The sequence below is a fragment of the Gottfriedia acidiceleris genome, from assembly GCF_004138285.1.
Taxonomy (GTDB): Bacteria; Bacillota; Bacilli; order Bacillales; family Bacillaceae_G; genus Gottfriedia; species Gottfriedia acidiceleris_A.
In genome coordinates this window covers 618,763-640,064 of the sequence record NZ_SCFN01000001.1, presented here as the reverse complement: position 1 = coordinate 640,064, position 21,302 = coordinate 618,763, and the positions used below count along the sequence as shown (strand labels likewise).

Below are 21,302 nucleotides of genomic sequence, written 5' to 3'. Positions count from 1 at the left end.
GAAATTCGAACATAAAAAAAGTTCCCTTCGATGAGGGAACTTTTTGGTTTATGCTTTAATATAACGTAATACAGGTTTACGAGCTGCTAAAGTTTCGTCAAGACGACTTACAACAGTTGTATGTGGAGCCTCTTGTACGATTTCTGGATTTTCTTCAGCTTCTTTAGCAATAGTAATCATTGTATCGATAAATGAATCTAATGTTTCTTTTGATTCAGTTTCAGTTGGTTCAATCATAATACATTCTTCCACGTTTAATGGGAAGTAAATTGTTGGTGGGTGGTAACCAAAGTCTAATAGGCGTTTAGCGATATCTAAAGTACGAACACCTAATTTCTTTTGACGTTTTCCACTTAATACGAACTCATGCTTACAATGACGATCGAATGGTAGGTCAAAATATGGTTCTAAACGACGCATCATATAGTTAGCATTTAAAACAGCATCTTCTGTTACTTGTTTTAAACCTTCTGGACCCATTGAACGAATGTAAGTATATGCACGAACATTAATTCCAAAGTTCCCAAAGAAAGGTTTTACACGACCTATTGACTCTGGACGATCGAAATTTAAAACATATTCTTCTCCAACTTTTTCAACGATTGGTGCTGGTAAGTATGGAATTAAATCAGCTTTAACACCTACAGGACCAGAACCTGGGCCACCGCCACCGTGTGGACCAGTGAATGTTTTATGAAGATTTAAATGTACTACATCAAATCCCATATCTCCAGGGCGTGCTTTACTTAATACAGCATTTAAGTTCGCTCCATCATAATAAACTTTTCCGCCTGCAGCATGTATGATTTCAGAAATTTCATAAATATCTTCTTCGAATAGACCTAATGTATTTGGATTCGTAAGCATTAATGCAGCAACGTTTCCATCAACTACACGACGTAAATCTTCTAAGTCAACTAAGCCTTTTTCATTTGATTTAACCGTGATCGTTTCGAAACCTGCAACAGTTGCAGATGCTGGGTTTGTACCGTGAGCAGAGTCAGGTACGATTACTTTAGTACGGTTGAAGTCACCGCGGCTTTCGTGATAAGCACGGATAATCATTAATCCAGTCCACTCACCATGTGCACCTGCAGCTGGTTGTAAAGTTACTTCATCCATTCCAGTAATTTCTTTTAATTCTTGTTGAAGCTCATGCATTAATTCAAGAGCACCTTGCACTGTATATTCATCTTGAAGTGGATGAATATGTGCAAAACCTGCGAAACGTGCAACAGCTTCATTGATTTTTGGATTGTATTTCATTGTACAAGATCCAAGTGGGTAGAACCCTGAATCTAAACCATGATTACGTTTAGATAATGCAGTATAATGACGCATTAAATCTAATTCTGAAACCTCTGGTAATTCTGCTTTTTCTTTACGAATATAAGCACTTGGAATAACTTCATTAATATCGATTTCTTCTACATCCATTGTAGGAAGACTATATGCAATACGACCTTCTTTACTAATCTCAAAAACTAACGGTTGATCCTTCAGCATGTTGAATCCCCTTTCCGTCTACTAATAATGCTAATTCTTCTACAAATGTATCAATATGTTGTTTAGAACGTAATTCAGTTATTGCGATTAACATATGATTTTCCATAGTAGGTTCAACTTTTGCTAAGTCATAACCACCGATAATTTTCTTAGTAAATAATTGTTTATTTATCTCAGAAACATTTTGTTTCACATCAATAACAAGTTCGTTGAATGCAGCACCTTGGAATACAACTGAGATACCGTTTTCAATTAATTTTTTCTTCATATATTGAGTACGAGAAATATTTTGCATTGCCATTTCTACAGCACCATTTTTACCAAGAGCTGTCATAGCAACAGACGCTGCTAATGCATTTAATGCTTGGTTAGAACAAATATTTGAAGTCGCTTTGTCACGACGAATATGTTGTTCACGAGCTTGAAGAGTTAATACAAATCCGCGACGTCCTTCTCCATCAACCGTTTGTCCAACTAAACGACCTGGCATTTTACGCATTAATTTAGATGTTGTAGCAAAGTATCCACAGTGAGGTCCACCAAATTGAGTTGGAATACCAAATGTTTGAGCATCACCTGCAACAATATCAGCTCCGAATTCACCTGGAGGAGTTAATGCTGCTAATGCTAATGGATTACTTGAAACAACGAATAAACTTTTACCAGTATGTGCAATTGGTTCGATTTCAGCTAATTCTTCTACTTGTCCATAGAAGTTAGGATATTGAACAACAACACATGCTACATTGTCATTCATTTCATTTTTTAATTCTTCGATATCAGTTTTTCCATCTTTAATGCCAATTTCAACAACCTCTAAATGTTGACCTTTTGCATAAGATAGGATAACTTCACGTGATTGTGGATGAACACCTTTTGAAACTAAAATACGTTTTTTACCATTGTGACCTGCTGCTAAAGTAGTTGCTTCTGCTAAAGAAGTACCACCGTCATACATTGACGAGTTTGCAACATCCATACCTGTTAATTCACAAATCATTGTTTGGAATTCAAAGATTGCTTGAAGCTCACCTTGAGAAATCTCTGGCTGATATGGAGTATAAGCTGTATAGAACTCTGAACGTGAAATTACATGATCTACTACAGTTGGTAAGTAATGATCATAAACACCCGCTCCTAAGAAAGATACATACTCTCTTAAATTGGCATTTTTATTAGCTAATTCAGTTAATTCTTTTAATAAATCAGATTCAGATTTTGCCTTTTTAATGTTTAATAAGCCATTAAAACGAACATTTTCAGGAATATCACTAAATAATTCATCAACTGATGAAACACCTACTACTTTTAACATCTCTTGACGATCTTGCTCTGTCGTTGGTAAATAACGATGCATTAAGGTAATCCCCTTTCTCCCCCTAGTTACTTCTTCTCTCTTTTGTAAAATGGTTTTGAAACTACAACTGCTTTTAATTTTTTATTTCGAATTTCAACTTCAAGTTCAGTACCTAAAGCAGAAAATTCAGATTTGATTAATGCAAGTCCAATATTTTTCTTTAACGTTGGAGATTGCGTACCACTTGTTACTTCACCAATTACTTCCCCGTTTACATATACAGGATAGTGAGTTCTTGGAATACCTTTGTCAATCATTTCAATTCCAACAAGTTTACGAGGTACACCTTGCTCTTTTTGATTTTTCAGAACTTCTTTACCGAAGAAATCTTCTTCTTTATTTAATTTCACAGCAAAGCCAATACCAGCTTCTAATGGAGTAATGTCTTTAGTTAGTTCTTGACCATATAATGCTAGAGCCGCTTCAAAACGAAGTGTATCACGTGCACCTAATCCACATGGTTTTAAACCGTCTTCCTTACCTGCTTCTAAAAGTAAAGTCCAAAGCTTAGACGCATCTTCAGCAGCTAAGTACAGCTCGTATCCATCTTCACCAGTGTAACCTGTGCGTGAAACTAAAACATTTAGATCACCAATTAATACATTATCTTTGAAAGTAAAATACTTAATATCAGTAACGTTCTCATTAGTTAAACGTTGTAAAATTGCAACAGATTTTGGCCCTTGAAGAGCTAATTGTGCAACTTCATTACTTTTATTAACTACTTTTACATCACCTTCAACATGTGAAATTAACCATGAGAAATCTTTTTCAATATTAGACGCATTTACAACTAATAAATAGTGTTCATCGTTATACTTATAAACTAGTAAGTCGTCTACCGTTCCAGCATTTTCATAGCACATTGCTGTATATAATGCGCCTTCTTCATTTAATTTTGAAATATCATTTGTCATCATTTTTTGTAAATATTTAAGACTATCTTTACCAGTTACTTCAATTTCTCCCATGTGAGAAACATCAAATAAACCAGCTGCTGTACGAACAGCTTCGTGTTCTTCTTTAATGCTCGAAAATTGTACAGGTAGCTCCCAGCCACCAAAATCAATTGTTTTACCACCTAACACTTTGTAATCTTCAAACAAAGGTGTGCGTAATAAAGTCGTCATGTAGCCATTTCCCCCTTATCTACATGCTAGCATGATGGAAAACTAAATTAATAGTTCGTCCAGCTAACCATTAAATAATTTACATATTTTATTTATTTTCGGAAAAACTAGTAGAAAACAAGAAAATATTATCAAACTATATTAGTTAACTGTTTTTTCTTAACAATAAAAGTTTTTTGTTTAATAAAAGAATAATAAATTTTTACTTTTTTTCTACACTATTATCCTAACATTAAACGACAAGTTTCATCAATATCCAAGTGAAAATTTTTAAAAATAAAATAACGAACGTTATACCTATTATTTTACAATAACGTTCATGATTATCCAATATAAAAAAGAAATAGGTGAAGTTTACATGTCAATTGAGATTAAATTCCATACAGAGTGGCAAGAAGAGTTCTTAGAGAAGCTTGAAAATGATGGACCATGGTCAAATTGGGAGAATTATAAGCTTGCCTATCATACTTCTACAAAATTAGCAATTCCATCTTTTACTGGTATGATTGCTCCTACTCATTTACCAAATTTAACTCCATTGCCTCATCAATTAGATGTAGCTACGACTGTAATTGAAAAAATGAATGGAAAAGCAATTTTAGCTGACGAAGTAGGATTAGGTAAAACAGTTGAGGCAGGTTTAATTTTAAAAGAATACATGATTCGTGGTTTAGTTAATAAGGTGCTTATACTAGTTCCAGCATCACTTGTATCACAATGGACCTTTGAATTAAATACAAAATTCCATATTCCAGCAATCGCACAACAAAAAAAGAATTATGTGTGGGATAGCTGTGATGTTGTTGTATCATCAATCGATACAGCAAAAAGAGATCCTCATCGAGAAAAAATATTAAGTATCAATTATGATCTCGTCATTATCGATGAAGCTCATAAACTTAAAAATAATAAAACAAAAAACTATGAGTTTGTACAACATCTTAAAAAGAAATATTGTTTACTGCTTACTGCTACACCTGTTCAAAATAACATAGAAGAAATTTTCCATTTAGTTTCTTTATTAAAACCTGGCCATTTAGGTAATAAATCTAGTTTTGAAGAATATTTTTCTGCTAAGAACCGCTCATTAGAGCATGAAGACTTATTACGAGAACTAATTGGAAAAGTAATGGTTCGAAATCGTAGACAAGATACAGGCATCGAGTGGACAAAGCGAAAGGTAGAAACAGTACTAATTAATTTTAATGAGGAAGAACAAAAACTATATGATTTAATCGATGAATGGCAGAAATCACAATATACTGGGGTAACCTCAGCATTCTCATTTTTAACATTTAAGCGTGAAGCTTGTAGTAGTCGTGAAGCAGTTTATGTATCAATGAAAAAAATGCTTCAAAGATTTGAAAAAGAAAATATTGATATTAACGATCCTTATATCGAGAAAATTTTTCATCAAATTAATCAAATTACATCTAATTCAAAAGCAAATAAAGTAGTTGAAATAATTAAAAAAATAAATGATAAAGTCATTATTTTTACTGAATATCGCGCAACACAGTTATATTTACAATGGTTATTAAAGCAAAACGGTATTACATCAGTGCCATTTCGAGGTGGCTTTAAACGTGGTAAGAAAGATTGGATGAAAGAATTATTTAAAAATCGTGTACAGGTCCTAATAGCAACCGAAGCTGGTGGTGAAGGTATTAACCTACAATTTTGTTCAAACATGATTAATTATGACCTTCCTTGGAATCCTATGAGACTAGAACAAAGAATAGGACGTATACATCGACTTGGACAAACAGAGGATGTAAGTATCTATAACTTTGCGACTGTTGGCTCAATTGAAGAACACATACTAAGACTACTTTATGAAAAAATCAATTTATTTGAGCGTGTGATTGGTGAACTGGATGATATTCTAACTAGAATTCCTTATAAAGATTTTGAAGCTCATATGAATGAAATATTTATTAACTCTAAAACTGAAGGTGAAATGAAAATTAAAATGGAAAATTTAACGTCCATCATTCAATTACAGCAACATAAGCAAGCAGGTGATAGTTATGCAGCAACATGAAATCCACGATTATATCGAATACTTTTTCAGGCATAATGATTGTGAAATCATAAAGAAAACTCCGACATATTTAGAAATACAATTAACAATTGAGATGGATAAAAAATTAATGAATCGTCCTTTCTATTGGCATTATTTAGAAAAAACAGGCGGTATCCCAAATCCAATGAAGTTAACACTTATCACAGATAGTGATAATGCACCTGAAGATCTTAAAGGTGAACAAATTCATTTTGGCTCGCCACGACTTCACCAAATTTTCTCAATCGTTAATGAACTAGGACAGTCAATTAGACTTTATGAAGACACAAAAGCACCTATGGGCCAACAAATTCCATTACACCCTTGGTTAGCTGTTAACTATCAGGTATCTTTTACTTGTGATCATAAAAAAGATTATTTATATTCTTTTGGAATCCATTTAATTTCCGGAAAGATTATTGAGGATTTTCATACAAAACTTGAAAAAATCCAATTCAACTCTAAAATACCTGATTTTTGCTATTCCATGTCACCTTTGATTAAACCAATAAGTGGTTTAAATCGAATGGAACAATTACTTCGAAACAAAATTGAAAAAGAAGATACGGTATGGGCTGAAGAAGCAAGGAATAGATGGCAACATGATTTAGATTTATTAAATCAATTTTATGAAGATGATGAAGAAAAACCTGAAAATTATCATGTAGAATTTAATGCACTTAAAGAACTTTATGAGCCAATTATTCATGTTGATGCTATTAATGGTGGACTTTTTTATCTATCACCAAACACAATGAATAAATTAAATTAAAGGCTTTTAAGTGGGGATTAAGTATAGAGGGAGATCTAAAAAAGATTGTTCCTCTTTCCTGTTCTTCCTACTATTAAAAATTTTATAGCCCAAAAATAAAGACTGACTTCTATATTTGAAATCAGTCTTATTAACTAAATACTTTTCTTTTCTTTGTCTTTACGATTTTGAATTTTTTTCATCAATAAAGCTAGACTTAATGGTAACATACCAAACATGTTAGTAGAAAATGGAGCTTTCAACTCTTCTTTTTCTTGTTTTATTGAGTCACGTTTCTCTTTAGGTTGATCGATATAATTAATAAATTGTTCTGTCATATATTTTACATAATCATTTGTTTTCAAAAGAAATCACCTTACTTTCTTATCACTTATTTCTACTATCTCCTCCTTTTGAATAATTTAAACAGTCAATGATTTCCAACGCAATTTCAATTGGTGTTAAATTATTCGTTGAAATTACATAATCTGCTTTTTTATATTGTGATTCTCTCCCTTGAAATAGTTCCGTCAATTCTTCTATTGATCGATTTACAGCATTGGGTCGGTTAGAATCCAAATGGATTCTTTCGTAAATTATTTCAATTGGAGTTTCAAGATAAATTATTTTGCCAGTTTCTTTCATATACCAAATGTTTTCATCACGAAGAATGATTCCACCACCTGTTGAAGTGATCATTTTTTTTTGATGGCAAATTTTTTAATACTTGCGTTTCTATATCGCGAAAACCGCTTTCACCAAACTCATTAAACAATTCTGGTATGCTTTTGCCTGTTTGAGAAACAATTTCCTCGTCTAAATCAATAAATTTTTTGTTTACTCTTTTAGCTAATTCCTTACCAACAGTCGTCTTTCCACACCCCATAAATCCTACTAAATAAATTGATTCCATTTCATCCTCCAACTTAATCGATCCAATCAGATACTTGGTTTGTACTTTTTTTATATTTAAATTGAACTACATGTTTTTTTATTTTTGAATTACTACTAGTGAAAGTTACATGATATTCATCATTTGTTATTAAAGAAGTATTCAATATAATTTTTGTATTATTATAATACTTTATTGTATTTCCTTGAAGTGGTAAATTACCATGCTTTAAATCGTAAATTGCTCGTGAATGTACACGGTCTAGTTCGTTTTGATTTCTCGTATAAGAATAAAAGGTATTAAACGAATGAAAGATATCTATTTGTATTAGAAAAAAAATTAGTAAAATATTTATCATAAAGATCGTGTAAGGTAAATATACTCCATTTTCACCAAGCATTTTAAATTTAATTGATAAACATCCGAATAGTTTTTTCATAAATTCCACCATTTAAATCGATTACTTTTACTAGGATTTGCTTTTCGCTTATTTGTACAAACTTTATATCCTTTATATTCTGAAGTACAATTTCATGTCCTAATCCAAGCCTTTGTCGTCGAATAATCGTTGCGTATTTGCGATAACTAATCGTAACTTGATTAAACTCTTCAAAGAGAAGAAGGTCGGAATGCACTGTAAAACTTATACTCTTGTTTGCCTCTTTTTGAACTTCTTTTATAAAATTATCTAATTCTAACCTATTTACGGATTCATAACTGTAATTTCGTTTAACAAAGCTTTTTATACTTGAAGTCGATATAGAAATAATCATTAAAAATAAAACAAGTGAAAAAAGTGTTTCTAGTAAAGTAAATCCCTTTTCATTCTGTAATTTCTTCACATATTTCACTTTCCTTATCTCGATCAGTCCAAGTTACACAAATCGAATTAAAATTATTTCTAGAGTTTATTTTTACTAAAAACTCTCTCCCATTCTTTGTATAGAAACCTTCTTTAAAATCTTCTCTGTTAATAAAATAAAGATGAACCATATTTGTTAATAAGTCATCTGCCAAATTGCTAATCGTTAACTTATCTTTTTTTTGTAAAAGTAATGACATAGAAGGAACGATCATAATACAAAAAATAATCAGTAAGTTTAAAGAAATAACTGCCTCGATAAATGTAAACCCTTTTTCATTTCCGATCATATTTAAATCGACCACTTCCTATATAAAAAGTAACAATATATTCAGCTTTTTTATATTTAATTGAAATCGTTCCAGAGCTAGAGATATTACCGTCGGAGTTATATCTTAACGGAGGTTTTAAAGTAAGGTAAGTTATGTTAATTGATTTGTCAAAATTTCGAATGACTACAGGAGGATTTAGTAAATTATCTTCCAATTCATATTTATTTTGATAAAAGATAATCCTAGTAGGAATTTGTTTTATTATTGCGTTCCTTTGTGCAAGAAAAATATCATTTTGAAGCATTTGAATAAATAATGTTAACTTTTGTTCATCTTCAATCTTCCTAACTTGATTGATAGGTAAAATTAGTAACAATATCATTATTGAAAGGACTAATAACATCTCAACAAATGTAAAACCAAACGAATTACCCAACCTTTTTTTAAGGTATTGATACAGAGCCAGTTGCTTTATCATACGATAATTCAACTTTGTTATTGCATTTATATGATGTTATATAGCCCTGTTCTTTTAAAACTGATAAACTTTCGGGTAATTGTTCATTTTCTAATCGATACGATTCAACACTTGACTGAACCATTTTTTGAAGTGCAGAACATCCTTTCGTTTGAATCGACTGTTGCTGTTTTCCTAAATTGGGTATCACTAGCAATAAAAGAAGTGAAATGATAAATAAAACAATTAACATTTCAATTAAAGTAAACCCTTTTTCATTCAAAATAACTCCTCCTAGATATTGTTCATCAATTGAAACATAGGAAACAGGATGGCTATATACAGTGATAGAATACTTGATGAAATGAGGATTAAAATAATCGGCTGAATGATCCTTATCGATCGGTGAAAGTAAGCTTCAATACTCTCCTTTAAATAATCAGCATAATCAGCAAGTTCTTTACTAAGAGTACTATTGTTCATGCCATGTTCAATCACAAATATAATATCTCTATGAAATGCACGTTCATTTTTAAATGCTTCCTGCATAGAAATTCCGTTTAAAATTTGATTGTAGAAAACTACTGCTTTTTCTTTTATAAATGTCCTACTATCATTATTCTGCATTGTTTTTAGTGCATCAACTATGGGAAAACCAGCATGTAATAATATACTTAACTGCATTGAAAACTCATAAGTATTCATTGTTATTAAATACTTACTAACTAACGGAATTTGAACTAATTTATTCATCCGTTCTATTGAATTTAATTTATTAATTGTAAATAAGTATCCAAAAGCAATCAATCCAATTAGGAAAAGAGTAGAAAACATAATTGAAGGTAATCTTTTTATAACTTGTAGATAGATAAAAATAAAAGAGTTCTGATTAGAATGGAATGTTGAAAATAACATTTCATATTGAGGAATGATTATATTTTTAAACAAAAACAAAATTAGCAACAAGATTGTGATTAAAAAAATAGGATATCCCATGATTTTTCTTATGTAAGCTCTATGTTGAATCTTTTTTGTAAGCATAAAACTGCCTTCAGCTAGCGCTAAGGACAAATCACCATGCTTTTCTGCATAATACAAGTAAACAAGTACATCTTGGTGAAGGCCAAGCATTTTAGCAAAATCGATAAATGATCTTCCCTCCACCAAAGCTATGTTAGCTTTATAAATCAATTCTTTTAGGTCATCTGGGAATTGAATCGTTAAGAATTCAATTGCTTGAATTAGAGGATAACCTTTTTGTAAAAGTTCTCCTAATATTTTTAATAGCTTAGCTTGTTCAATATAAGTTAATTTTCTTTTATTAAAAAATTTACCCATAGATTATACTTCGGTCCAAATTTTTGTTATCAATAAAACCTAAGGCATATCCTTTAATGAGTTGACTATTTAATGTAGACAATTGAACTTCTTCTTGTATCCCTCTAAATTCATTAATAACTGAATTTAGAGCATTACCATATAGCAATTCATATACCCCTAATCTTCTGTGACTTCGATTAACAAAACAACTTGGTTCACATTCACCCTCACAATAACGGCATTTTATTGGAACTAATCTTTGAGAAACGATTGCAACCATTGCCTGAAATAATTCTTCTTTTGGAATTCCAAGCTCTAACATTCGATATAATGCACCTTTGGTGTTATTAGAATGAATTGTCGTTAATACTAAATGACCGGTCAATGCTGCCCTAACGGCAATTTTTGCAGTCTCTTCATCTCTAATCTCTCCTACCATTACTATATCTGGATCAGACCGAAGAATAGCTTTTAATCCTGTTGCATATGTTAAGCCTGCTTTTTCATTAACTTGGACTTGAAAATATTCATCAGATTTCCTTTCAATCGGATCCTCTAAAGTGATAATATTTCGTGCTATGTCCTTTTTAGCTGACTGTAATAAGGAATACAACGTTGTCGTTTTCCCGCAGCCTGTTGGTCCTGTAAACATCATTAGCCCATGTGAATGATGTAATAAAGACAAAAGCTTACGAGTTGTAGATGGGAATAAGGAAAGACTTTCTATTGGAGCAATTTTTTGTTGGGGATGAATACGAATAACCATAGATTCATCGATAATCGTTGGTAAAGTCGCCAAACGAAGTGATAATAAAATTTCATTAATGTTAACAACTAAAATTCCAGTCTGTGGTCGTCTAATTTCTCCTATATCCATACTTCCTAAAAATTTCAAATGCATGATAATCCTCTTAGACTTCTCTTTATTTATTCGCTGAATAAGTTTCAATTCACCATCAACACGAAAAAAAATTTGTACATCATCCTTTTTTGGTAATAAATGAATATCCGATGCTCCAAAATGGCAAGCTTTTTTTAGAAGTTCTTCGACCATTTTTTCTACTGATACCATTTTTATTCCCCCTTTCTATATGAGCTATTATATTTTTGTTTTCCTTTTCAATCAAATCATGATAATTATGAAACGGAACGAAAATATAAAATTTAGCTAAAATTTATTTACAAACTAAAGGTAATTTACTGAAATAACGAACCAGAAAATCAAATTTATATCGTAAATCAAAAAGTATGTTTTCAAATCAATGTATAGAAAATCATTAAATAAGAAAAATAATATCAGATATAGTTAATTTCATTATCTCTTGAATCAATTTAGAATTGTATTAATACATTGTTTACAATTGTAACTTTCTTATTTTATAATAATGAATGGGTAGAAATTTTTTATGGGGGGATTTAGGATGGATCGAATGTTCCGCGTTCTAGGATTCTGGACAGCTATATTTACGGTAATGTTCTTTGTTGGACATATGTCAGCAGCTGCACTTATTTTCGCATGTCAAACAGCATTTTTCGTAGTATTAGGCTATCTAAAGCTTTCTGAGCGTATGTACATCTATATCTTTGGCGCATACTTAACTGTGTTCTTTATTGGATTTACATATTATAGTACTTTCTTATTAGTACCTGGCTTTAGTGAATAATAAAAAAACCAGTCATATGACTGGTTTTTTTATTTGTATTCATTTAATGAAATCAATTCATTCAACTTAATATGATCGTTTATTGACATACCTTTTGTTTGTAATAGCCATTGAAACGAATCGCTTATTCCTCCTGGCATAATTAAAGATTGTACAGCTCTATTTTGTTTATATTCGTTTGAAAATGGATTTGACTGAGCATGCGGAATAAGCCAATTTAATATACCAAAATCTAATATTGCATCTCTTTGGCTAGAAAAGTATAGATTTTCGATATTATTCTGTAATCCGAACTTTTTTAATTCATCCCAGTGAATATGAGTTGTAATATCCATATGTCCTAAATTCTCTAGTATATTTGATTTCATTTCATGCTTGTAATAACCGCGCAAGCTTCCCTTAATTCGATGGGGTGCATCCCATTCTTCCCTAGTAAAACCATAATCAACAGTTAAAATGATTCCTTTACTAATTTTCGACTGTAAAAGATCATAAACTTTTTCCATACCAACAGGAATTTCAACTCTTTGCCCATTTTTTCCTACAAAATTGTATCTACTTAGAAAATCACTGATTTCATTATCTTGTATTTTAACGTGATTTTCTTTCAGATTATTTAGTTCATCAATTATAATGACTACCTCATGCCATTCGTTTTGATAAAATTCAACTACTCGAACAGGTAAAGCATCAAACAATTCGTTTGAAAATACCATTCCATTATTGATTTGCTCGATTTCTAATATATTTGAGAAGTATTTACAATTCAAATGGTTCGCCAATAATTCTTTTTGTAATTTACGATGAAATTGACTTGCATCAATAATATAGTAAGTTAAATTATGATATATTTCAGGCTCTTTTTTTTCACAGTACGAAAGAAAGGATGATGCGAATCTGCCATTTCCACCACCAATTTCAACAAAAAGTGGTTCGATTAGCTTATTCTTAACAAACCGACAAAATGAAGCTGCAATTACTTCTCCATATACTGAACCTACTGAGCTTGAAGTATAGAAATCACCTTTTCGTCCAATTTTTTCATTTGCCTTTTGATAATAACCTTTTTCATGATCATAAAGCACTAACGAAATAAATTGTTCGTATGTAATAAAACCTTCTTTGCTATTATTTATCGCATTAATAATATTGTTTTTCATCATATTACCTTATTATAAAAATGGATTATGCCTTTTCTCATCACCAATCGTTGTAGTTTCTCCATGACCACTACATACAACGACATCATCAGGTAAAGAAAGAAGCTTACCTTTTATACTTCTGATCAACTGGTCGTGATCACCATCTGGTAAATCAGTTCGTCCAATGCTTCCTTCAAATAATGCATCACCAGAAAATACTGTCTTTATTTCTTTACAATAAAATGAAACACTTCCCGGTGAATGGCCTGGAGTTTCAAAAACTGAAAATAAGAAACGACCAATTTCCATTTTGCCTTCTTTTTCGATCAAGTGATCTGCTTCTCTTGCAAAGATTGACTGATTTCTCATAAATAATTCAGAACCATTTTTTTGTCCATCTGTTAACCAATCTGCTTCATATTTATGAATATAAACGGGTATATTATATTCATCACGCACATCGTCAACAGCCCCAATATGATCAAAATGGGCGTGGGTTAAAAGGATCGCTAATGGCTTTAATTTATTTTCTTCAATAACATTAAAGATTACATGTGCTTCTTCGCCCGGATCAAAAATAACCGCTTCATTCATATCATTACTTAAGATATAACAATTAGTTTGTAATGGACCTAATGGTAATTGTAAAACATTCATATTCATACCCTGCTTTCTTTTTTAATCTATATAATACTATATCATAATTTTGTTTTAGCACTTAATTTCAAATAGACAATTGTTCACAAAAGTTTTACAATAATAATGATGTGATAGCAAACAGGGGTTGCTTGAAGAAATTTATAGGGGGTTTACAATGGGTACAGTTATTATTTTTATACTAGTAGCTATTCTATGTGTTCCAGCTTTAATAGGATCATTAAAGAATAAGAACTTTTTAGCCGTTTTTTGGTCTGGTGTTACATTAGTTTTATTTGCTTGGTTTGCCATTATGACAATTTTACATAACGGTTATCCACCAGCGCACTTATAAAATTTATTTCCTTATGTAACGAGCAAATTTCTACATATAGAAAACATGTTCTAAAATAAAAAAGCTGACAAAATTGTCAGCTTTTTTATTTTGCAGATGATTGAATTGGATTGAAATTTTCTAAATTAAATAATGACGCTAACAGTATTGGAAACGTCTCGGAAAAAATGGATTCAAACATAGAGAGTGGCAATGGATTTATTCCTTTACCTAATTCAAGTGTAAATCCTGGTTTCCGAAAATCTTGTATATACCAATCCTTATAACCTGCATGGCTATCAATTGTTTTTACTGCCTTATAGGGACTGACACTAGAAAAATAGTTAGCATAGACTTCCGAGATAGGCGGTTCAAGATTGTCATAACCCCAATAAAATTCTTTACCTTGAGTATGCAAAGCCAAAATAAGATCAAACTTCCTTTCGATTGCTAAATTACTCATTGCAATTGTTTCTGGTTCAGTTAATGGAGCATCTCCTGGGTAGTCTCTAGGAGAGTATGTTTTTTGTTTCTTTCTTTCTTTTTCTAACTCCCAATTTGCAGGAAATTGATTGTTTAAATCAACACCTCTTATATTCGCTTTCCAACCAGTAAAACCGTCATTTCCTTCGTTAATTTTATAAACAAATTCCATATAATCGCTTTGATCAACAACTTCATTTATAACTAAATTTACCCCATCAGGATTAACCATAGGAACAATCGACAAGGTATTTTCACTTAATAAAGCTAATAATTCTTTATGAAAAGGCAACTCCTCAGTTGTTAAAGTGTTACATATCCAATAAAGCATTTTCATGATTACACAGGTTGTAATCCATTCATTTGCATGAAATGAACCATTCCAATGTACTTTTCTATGTCCATTTCCAATTTGAATCTCATATATAGGCTTATTTAATACGCTGTGCCCAATTGTATTTAAACGAAGAAAAGGAAATTCTTGAATTAATAAACGAATATCTTTCGAAAGTTCATTAAAATCGTATCTTCTTGGATGAAAGGATAAAGGCTGATCGTTTTTATACAAAATTTTCACCTCATCAGTTATTTTCTAGTTAATTGTATGTAATTAAAATAAAGAAAAGCACTTTCGTTTAGGAAGTGCTTTCTATAGCGTTTTAACATGGTCATATTGATATATTAAAGTTTGTGAGTTCTCGAGTCCTGTGGGATTAGCGGGATGGCTGGGAGATGGTGCTAAAAGACGCTGCAGTTCGAATGTGTCAAGGGAGCTCAATCTCGCCCCACTTAAAATCAAACATCCTGTAGTGGAAATTAACATGATATTACTTTTTTATAAGACAAACTACTTTTTATGTAACAAAAGAAAAGCACTCCCATTAAGGAAGTGCTTTTCATGTTTATTCAAACTTCGTATCAGCTTTTTTATATTTAACTTCATAGAAACGAAGTAAATCTTTATAAATAATTGAGTTTGAATACTCAAGTGATTTATTTGCTTTTGCTAAGTCTTCTTTAGGTGGTTTTTGTCCTTTTAATTCTTCACCAGTATTTGGATCATACATCTTCTCACCAGTGTAAATATATTTATCAGTAACAATTGTTCCATCACGGAAAACTACAAAGTTTTTGTGTTTAGGAGAGAAAATATCATTACCAAAGTTGATAGATGTTTTATTTGGATCTTCACCTAATAAGTTTAAAATTGTAGGTTTAACATCAATTTGACCTGCAACTTTATGAACTGTTTCACCCTTAGTTTGTCCAGGTAAGTGGATAAAGAAAGGTACTTTTTGTAATTTAACATGTTCTGCAGGTGTAATGTCTTGTCCTAATACTTCACTCATTGCACGGTTATGGTTTTCAGAAATACCATAGTGGTCACCATACATAACAATGATTGTATTATCATATAAACCTTTTGCTTTCATTTCTTCAATGAAATGTTTAATTGATTCATCTAAATAACGTACTGTTGTTACATAATTATCAACAGTTTGGTCTCCAGTTTTTAAACGAGGGATCATTAAGTCCTCATCATTTAATTCGAATGGATAATGGTTAGTTAGTGTAATCATACGGTTGTAGAACGGTTTAGGCTCTGATGCCATTTTGTCTACTGCTTGTTCAACGAAATATTTATCTTTTAGTCCCCAGCCAATTGAAGTAGCTGCAGTTACTTTAAAGTCAACTTCATTATAATAACGATCGTAGCCTAGACTTGGATACATCATATCTCGGTTCCAGAACGATTTATTATTTGAATGCATTACTGAAGTGTAATAATTTTGATCCTGTTTAAGAATTGCTGGTGTAGCAGTAAACGTATTACTACTGTTTGTAAAGTATACAGCACCACGATCTAATGGGAATAAACTATTATCAATTAAGAATTCAGCATCAGATGTTTTACCTTGTCCAGTTTGGTGGTAAAAATTATCAAAATAATAACTTTCTTTCGTAAATTTATTTAAGAAAGGAGTAATTTCTTGTCCATTAACTTTTCGTCCAATTACGAAATTTTGTAATGATTCTAATGAAACTACAACTACGTTTTTACCTTTATATTTACCATGTAATTGTGCATTCACACCAGTATCGTTAGCACGAATAAAGTTTTCAATTCCTGCTAATTCACTATCATCAGCCATCGCTTTTTGAGCAGATGTTTTTGATTGAATAACCATATCATATAAATGGTAATTGTATAATCCTAAGAATTTAACAATGTATTCTCTATCAAATGAACGTGTTAATAATTGTGGACGTTCAGTTTCTGCTAAACCAAGGTTAACTAAGAAAATAGCAACCGCTGCTAAGAAATAAGCTGTTCTAGCTTTCCCTTTGATGTTACCAGTAGTAAAGAATTTTTTACCCCAGAAATAATTAACCGCAATTAAGATAAAAATATCAGAAAAAGCTAAGATTGTTTTATAGCTGATCATTGCTTTAACACTTGAACCTAGATCCCCAAAGTTTCGTGTCATAAATAAAACTGGAATCGTTACGAAATCGTCAAAGAATGAATAATAAGCTGTATCAGCTACTAGTATAAAGGACATGATTACAGTAATCCAAATAACTGCTCTATTTCGTTTTGGTCCTTTTGCAAAAAGAGCTATACCTATAAATATTAATAATGAAGATATAGGAGCAATTATTAAAATAAATTCTTGCATTGAATTTTCAATTTCTAAATCAAAATAAAATTGGCTTAGAATAGTTGCTTTAATCCATAAAAGGAATACAGCAAGTAACGGGAATCCAAAGTTTTTAATAAACTTTTTCCACATATTCTGTTCCTCCTCTTGTTAAGACTATTAATCTATTTTATCTATTATAAAACAATGTTTGGCATTTCACATATCTATTTTATTGGCATTTTTATACCAAGAATTTTTGAAATGATTCATACAATTTTTAGCTACTAAATGTATGGATCAAAAAAATTTATTTGACGTAACCTTAGGTTTTTTTCTAACGTCATTCAATTTATCATAAACTAGTTCCTTCGTCAAATAACTAATTTTTTTTTCAATTCAATACAATAAACATAATAAGGTACTTCAATTAGAAGTACCTTAAATTTAAGTTAAATTTCATTAGTAATAAATTTTTTTACTAAATATGCAGCTCCAATTGCTCCTGCATCATTCCCTAACTTGGCAATTGAAAGTTTTGTCGAATCACGCACAGTAGTAAAAGCAAATTCGTCAAAATATTTCTTTAGTGGTTTTAATAACAATTCACCAGCATTTGATACTCCGCCACCAATAATGATATTTTCAGGATTTAATGTATTTCCAACTCCGGCTAAAACTAAAGCAAGATATCTCATTACATGATTAACGATTTCTTCTGCAACTTCATCTCCATTTGAGTAGGCTTCAAAAACATCTTTTGCTGTAATTGGCGAATCATTCGACATTTCTTTTAAAACTGTCTCTTTTGTCGTAATTTGTAATTTCTCGTTTGCGATTCTTGCAATTCCTGTAGCTGAAGAAATTGTTTCTAAGCATCCCGTTTTCCCACAGTTACATAATACTCCATTTTCAAGTTGTACTGTTATATGGCCAATTTCACCTGCAGATCCACTAATTCCATGCGCAACATCTCCATTTACAATTACGCCTCCACCTACTCCTGTTCCTAGCGTAACCATTACTACATCTTTTGCTCCATTTCCAGCACCTTTCCACATTTCGCCAACAGCTGCTATATTTGCATCATTATCAACGATTACAGGAATGCCTGATTCCTTTTCTAAAATTTCTTTTAAAGGATAATTAACCCAACCTAAATTTACTGCTGCAAATATAAGTCCATCTTCTAATCGAACCGAACCTGGAGCTCCAATACCGATTCCAGCGATATCTTCCTTTGTTTTATCCATCTGTTTAAGCTTTTCTTCAATTGCAATTGTAATTGTTTTAGGAATATGCTTACCACTATCAGATTTATCTGTTGGTACTTCCCATTTATCGATGAATTCCCCGTTATTCGTTAATAATGCCAATTTAATGCTTGTACCACCTAAATCTACACCTACAATCATTTTAGCCACAATGCCTTCTCCCTTCGCAGTGAAATCGTTTGCAATAGATTCTAAAAAAAAACGATTTCTTCAAACCGTTTTATTTTTTATTTCATCCATCTCTTTTTTTAATATCATGGTTGCAACTTGTAAATCTTTAATTTCAAGTATATTCGCTAAAAATAATTCCTTTAGCTCATCTTGCATTAACATCAAGTCAGCTAATCGATCACCTGTATAAATAATGGTGCCATAAATCTTTAGAAATTGTTGAATATCATATACGGATTTCATACTTAACTCCTATTATTTAATCTTTCTAAATATGTAATAAGTATAAGTTGGAAACGATTACTCGTCAATGTGAAATACCAAACAAACCATTTATTTTTTAGGCTTCATTACTTCTTCTAAAGCTAAATCATTTTCATAGAGATATGTAGCGTATTTTATTCCGATATATCTTATATGCCATGGTTCATAATTGTATTCAGTAATATCTTCTTTGTCCTCTGGATATCGAATGATAAATCCAAATTCATGTGCATGGTCTGCAAGCCAAGTTCCTTCTTTCGTTTCTCCAAATTCTTGTTCAAGCTTGTTACCGAAGTTTGGAGATGATACATCTATTGATAAACCAGTTTGATGTTCGCTTGTACCAGGAACAGCACTAAAAGATTGAGTCCAATCTTCTCCATGAATTTGTACATAATAATTATACAAGCTTTTTTGTCGATCAAAAGAGCGATATGCGGATACTGGAGTAAGCTTTATGCCATCTGACTCTGCTTTTTCAAATAGTTTTTCTAAAGCATGAGCTGCCTCTTTCCTCATTAATGTCTTATCTTTGTTTGCACCATGTAAAGGAACAATCGGATAAACTAAATCTGGCGGTTCATACCCATCTGGAAGCTTTCTTTCTTTATTAACTAATACTAAATTAGATGTAGGATTCGTTACAGCTAATAATCCATTCTCAGCTTCGATAGCTGTATCATCATAATTAGGAAATTTCAGCGAAGTCTCTTTAGGTTTTTTTAGATGATTATTAAAAAAATTTTGTTTTTCAAAAAATAAAGCTAGTCCAATAATAAATAATATTATTAAAACCCATGCGTACTTACTATTTATTTTTTTCAAAATTACCTCCTTAACTTCTATTTGTTACCTTTACAATATTAAAAGATGGCATATTTTTCAAATAATCTATACACTAAGACCTCTTTCAAATAGAAAGAGGTCTTAGTTGTACAAGTTTATAAAATAGGTTCCATCGTTTTTCTTAATGTGTCTACAGAGTTTTTAAACTGGCGTTGCTCTAACTCATTTAAATCTAGTTCAACGATTTCACGAATTCCACCACGATTAATTACTGCTGGAACACCAATATAGAGATCATGTTCTCCATATTGTCCATCTAAATATGCAGAAACAGTAATAATACTATTTTCATTTTTTAGAATCGCTTTTGTTAATCTAACTAAGCCCATTCCAATTCCATAGTATGTTGCACCTTTTTTCTTAATAATGTGATATGCAGCATCACGTGTATTTAAAAAGATTTCATCAAGTTCTCTTTGACTATATTTTGGATTTTTCTTTAATACATGGTGTATAGGTGACGTACCAACAGTTGTTTTAGACCAAACTGGTAGTTCACTATCACCATGTTCACCGATAATATAACCATGGATATTTCTTGCATCAACATTAAAATAATCACCAAGCATATATCTAAAACGTGCAGTATCTAAACTAGTACCAGATCCGATTACTCTTTCTTTTGGTAAACCTGAAAATTTCCAAGTCGCATAAGTTAAAATATCTACTGGATTTGTAGCAATTAAAAAGATACCGTCAAATCCTGAAGCCATAATATCTCCAACGATTCCTTTAAAGATAGCGCAATTTTTTGCAACTAAATCTAAGCGAGTTTCTCCTGGTTTTTGAGCTGCTCCAGCTGTAATGACGACTAAACTCGCCTCTTTACAATCACTGTAATCTCCAGCCCAAATTTTTGTTCTAGAATCTACAAAAGGTAGACAATGGCTTAAATCCATTGCGTCTCCTTCCGCTTTATCCTTATTTAAATCAATCATAACTAGTTCTTCGGCAACACCTTTATTTAACATACCAAAAGCATAGCTAGCTCCAACTGCGCCTGTTCCGATAAGTGCGACACGATTTACTTCTTTGTGTAACATAATATCCACCTCATTTGTATTATAAAAGTGTAAGTAATTGGGACTTCTATATTATATATGTATATCCACTCAAAGTTTGTGAAACATTTTACAAATTTGTTACAATGTTAGTCGTGTGCAAATACATTGTGTACAAATTTGATTATTAAACAATAAGACCTAATTAAGTCTTATCTATTTTCAAACAAATC

General features: G+C 31.4%; 23 protein-coding genes and 1 pseudogene. 4 read left to right on the top strand and 20 right to left on the bottom strand.

Going from position 1 to position 21,302, the window contains the following annotated elements; genetic code table 11:
- Nucleotides 1-48 precede the first annotated feature (48 nt).
- The 3 genes from gcvPB to gcvT are packed head-to-tail and all read right to left on the bottom strand — an operon-like array spanning nucleotide 49 to nucleotide 3,993.
- Nucleotides 49-1,506, bottom strand: a complete 1,458-nt coding sequence (gcvPB, locus tag EP747_RS02995; protein ID WP_129688463.1) for an aminomethyl-transferring glycine dehydrogenase subunit GcvPB — start codon at nucleotides 1,504-1,506, stop codon at nucleotides 49-51.
- Nucleotides 1,478-2,863: an aminomethyl-transferring glycine dehydrogenase subunit GcvPA gene (gene gcvPA, locus EP747_RS02990; RefSeq protein WP_129688462.1), complete on the bottom strand. Its 1,386-nt coding sequence runs from the start codon at nucleotides 2,861-2,863 to the stop codon at nucleotides 1,478-1,480. The genes gcvPB and gcvPA overlap by 29 nt, the downstream gene beginning before the upstream one ends.
- Nucleotides 2,864-2,889: 26 nt before the next feature.
- Nucleotides 2,890-3,993, bottom strand: coding sequence for a glycine cleavage system aminomethyltransferase GcvT (gene gcvT / locus EP747_RS02985; protein ID WP_129688461.1), 1,104 nt, complete (start codon nucleotides 3,991-3,993; stop codon nucleotides 2,890-2,892).
- Nucleotides 3,994-4,351: 358 nt separating this feature from the next.
- Between gcvT and EP747_RS02980 the strand changes: the two genes are divergently transcribed.
- Together EP747_RS02980 and EP747_RS02975 are read left to right on the top strand one after the other, a co-directional pair.
- Entirely contained in the window at nucleotides 4,352-6,037 is a 1,686-nt protein-coding gene (locus EP747_RS02980) for a DEAD/DEAH box helicase (protein ID WP_129688460.1), read from the top strand.
- Complete coding sequence (locus tag EP747_RS02975; protein WP_129688459.1) at nucleotides 6,024-6,830, top strand: YqhG family protein; 807 nt, start codon at nucleotides 6,024-6,026, stop codon at nucleotides 6,828-6,830. Before EP747_RS02980 ends, EP747_RS02975 begins: the two co-directional genes overlap by 14 nt.
- Before the next feature lie 134 nt (nucleotides 6,831-6,964).
- Here EP747_RS02975 and EP747_RS02970 read toward each other — a convergent pair whose 3' ends face one another.
- From EP747_RS02970 to comGA, 9 genes and pseudogenes are all read right to left on the bottom strand, one after another.
- Nucleotides 6,965-7,174, bottom strand: a complete 210-nt coding sequence (locus tag EP747_RS02970; RefSeq protein WP_129688458.1) for a YqzE family protein — start codon at nucleotides 7,172-7,174, stop codon at nucleotides 6,965-6,967.
- Between the two features lie 22 nt (nucleotides 7,175-7,196).
- Nucleotides 7,197-7,722: pseudogene (locus EP747_RS24645) on the bottom strand (shikimate kinase).
- Nucleotides 7,723-7,735: 13 nt separating this feature from the next.
- Nucleotides 7,736-8,140: a hypothetical protein gene (locus EP747_RS02955; protein WP_129688455.1), complete on the bottom strand. Its 405-nt coding sequence runs from the start codon at nucleotides 8,138-8,140 to the stop codon at nucleotides 7,736-7,738.
- Nucleotides 8,109-8,543, bottom strand: a complete 435-nt coding sequence (gene comGF, locus EP747_RS02950) for a competence type IV pilus minor pilin ComGF (protein WP_129688454.1) — start codon at nucleotides 8,541-8,543, stop codon at nucleotides 8,109-8,111. The genes EP747_RS02955 and comGF overlap by 32 nt, the downstream gene beginning before the upstream one ends.
- Complete coding sequence (locus EP747_RS02945) at nucleotides 8,524-8,853, bottom strand: hypothetical protein (RefSeq protein ID WP_129688453.1); 330 nt, start codon at nucleotides 8,851-8,853, stop codon at nucleotides 8,524-8,526. Before EP747_RS02945 ends, comGF begins: the two co-directional genes overlap by 20 nt.
- The gene (gene comGD, locus EP747_RS02940) at nucleotides 8,840-9,313 is read right to left on the bottom strand and encodes a competence type IV pilus minor pilin ComGD (protein WP_129688452.1); all 474 of its coding nucleotides are present in this window, start codon (nucleotides 9,311-9,313) and stop codon (nucleotides 8,840-8,842) included. Before comGD ends, EP747_RS02945 begins: the two co-directional genes overlap by 14 nt.
- Nucleotides 9,279-9,575: a competence type IV pilus major pilin ComGC gene (gene comGC, locus EP747_RS02935; RefSeq protein WP_098233287.1), complete on the bottom strand. Its 297-nt coding sequence runs from the start codon at nucleotides 9,573-9,575 to the stop codon at nucleotides 9,279-9,281. The genes comGD and comGC overlap by 35 nt, the downstream gene beginning before the upstream one ends.
- Nucleotides 9,576-9,586: 11 nt before the next feature.
- Nucleotides 9,587-10,630 (bottom strand): competence type IV pilus assembly protein ComGB, encoded by a 1,044-nt coding sequence (comGB, locus tag EP747_RS02930; RefSeq protein WP_129688451.1) that lies wholly within the window; start codon nucleotides 10,628-10,630, stop codon nucleotides 9,587-9,589.
- The gene (gene comGA, locus EP747_RS02925) at nucleotides 10,623-11,684 is read right to left on the bottom strand and encodes a competence type IV pilus ATPase ComGA (RefSeq protein ID WP_129688450.1); all 1,062 of its coding nucleotides are present in this window, start codon (nucleotides 11,682-11,684) and stop codon (nucleotides 10,623-10,625) included. Before comGA ends, comGB begins: the two co-directional genes overlap by 8 nt.
- A gap of 349 nt (nucleotides 11,685-12,033) precedes the next feature.
- Between comGA and EP747_RS02920 the strand changes: the two genes are divergently transcribed.
- On the top strand, nucleotides 12,034-12,276 hold the full coding sequence (locus EP747_RS02920; RefSeq protein ID WP_056475051.1) for a DUF2626 domain-containing protein: 243 nt from the start codon (nucleotides 12,034-12,036) through the stop codon (nucleotides 12,274-12,276).
- 29 nt (nucleotides 12,277-12,305) lie between these two features.
- Here the strand turns inward: EP747_RS02920 and EP747_RS02915 are convergent, their stop codons facing one another.
- Nucleotides 12,306-13,436 (bottom strand): SAM-dependent methyltransferase, encoded by a 1,131-nt coding sequence (locus tag EP747_RS02915; RefSeq protein ID WP_165346808.1) that lies wholly within the window; start codon nucleotides 13,434-13,436, stop codon nucleotides 12,306-12,308.
- 12 nt (nucleotides 13,437-13,448) lie between these two features.
- The gene (locus tag EP747_RS02910) at nucleotides 13,449-14,075 is read right to left on the bottom strand and encodes an MBL fold metallo-hydrolase (protein ID WP_129688448.1); all 627 of its coding nucleotides are present in this window, start codon (nucleotides 14,073-14,075) and stop codon (nucleotides 13,449-13,451) included.
- Between the two features lie 157 nt (nucleotides 14,076-14,232).
- Here EP747_RS02910 and EP747_RS02905 point away from each other — a divergent pair, with 157 nt between their 5' ends.
- Nucleotides 14,233-14,409: a DUF2759 domain-containing protein gene (locus EP747_RS02905; protein ID WP_097978526.1), complete on the top strand. Its 177-nt coding sequence runs from the start codon at nucleotides 14,233-14,235 to the stop codon at nucleotides 14,407-14,409.
- Nucleotides 14,410-14,494: 85 nt separating this feature from the next.
- Here EP747_RS02905 and EP747_RS02900 read toward each other — a convergent pair whose 3' ends face one another.
- The 6 genes from EP747_RS02900 to EP747_RS02875 form a co-directional block, all read right to left on the bottom strand.
- Nucleotides 14,495-15,439, bottom strand: a complete 945-nt coding sequence (locus EP747_RS02900; protein WP_165346806.1) for a M14 family metallopeptidase — start codon at nucleotides 15,437-15,439, stop codon at nucleotides 14,495-14,497.
- Between the two features lie 334 nt (nucleotides 15,440-15,773).
- Nucleotides 15,774-17,666, bottom strand: a complete 1,893-nt coding sequence (locus tag EP747_RS02895; protein WP_129688446.1) for an LTA synthase family protein — start codon at nucleotides 17,664-17,666, stop codon at nucleotides 15,774-15,776.
- Between the two features lie 299 nt (nucleotides 17,667-17,965).
- Entirely contained in the window at nucleotides 17,966-18,940 is a 975-nt protein-coding gene (locus EP747_RS02890; protein ID WP_129688445.1) for an ROK family glucokinase, read from the bottom strand.
- A 57-nt stretch (nucleotides 18,941-18,997) separates the two neighbouring features.
- Nucleotides 18,998-19,201 (bottom strand): YqgQ family protein, encoded by a 204-nt coding sequence (locus tag EP747_RS02885; RefSeq protein WP_129688444.1) that lies wholly within the window; start codon nucleotides 19,199-19,201, stop codon nucleotides 18,998-19,000.
- A gap of 90 nt (nucleotides 19,202-19,291) precedes the next feature.
- Nucleotides 19,292-20,038 carry a M15 family metallopeptidase gene (locus tag EP747_RS02880; RefSeq protein ID WP_419179264.1) on the bottom strand — a complete coding sequence of 249 codons (747 nt, stop codon included), beginning with the start codon at nucleotides 20,036-20,038 and terminating at the stop codon, nucleotides 19,292-19,294.
- Between the two features lie 125 nt (nucleotides 20,039-20,163).
- Nucleotides 20,164-21,111, bottom strand: coding sequence for an L-lactate dehydrogenase (locus EP747_RS02875; protein ID WP_129688442.1), 948 nt, complete (start codon nucleotides 21,109-21,111; stop codon nucleotides 20,164-20,166).
- Between the last annotated feature and the right edge of the window lie 191 nt (nucleotides 21,112-21,302).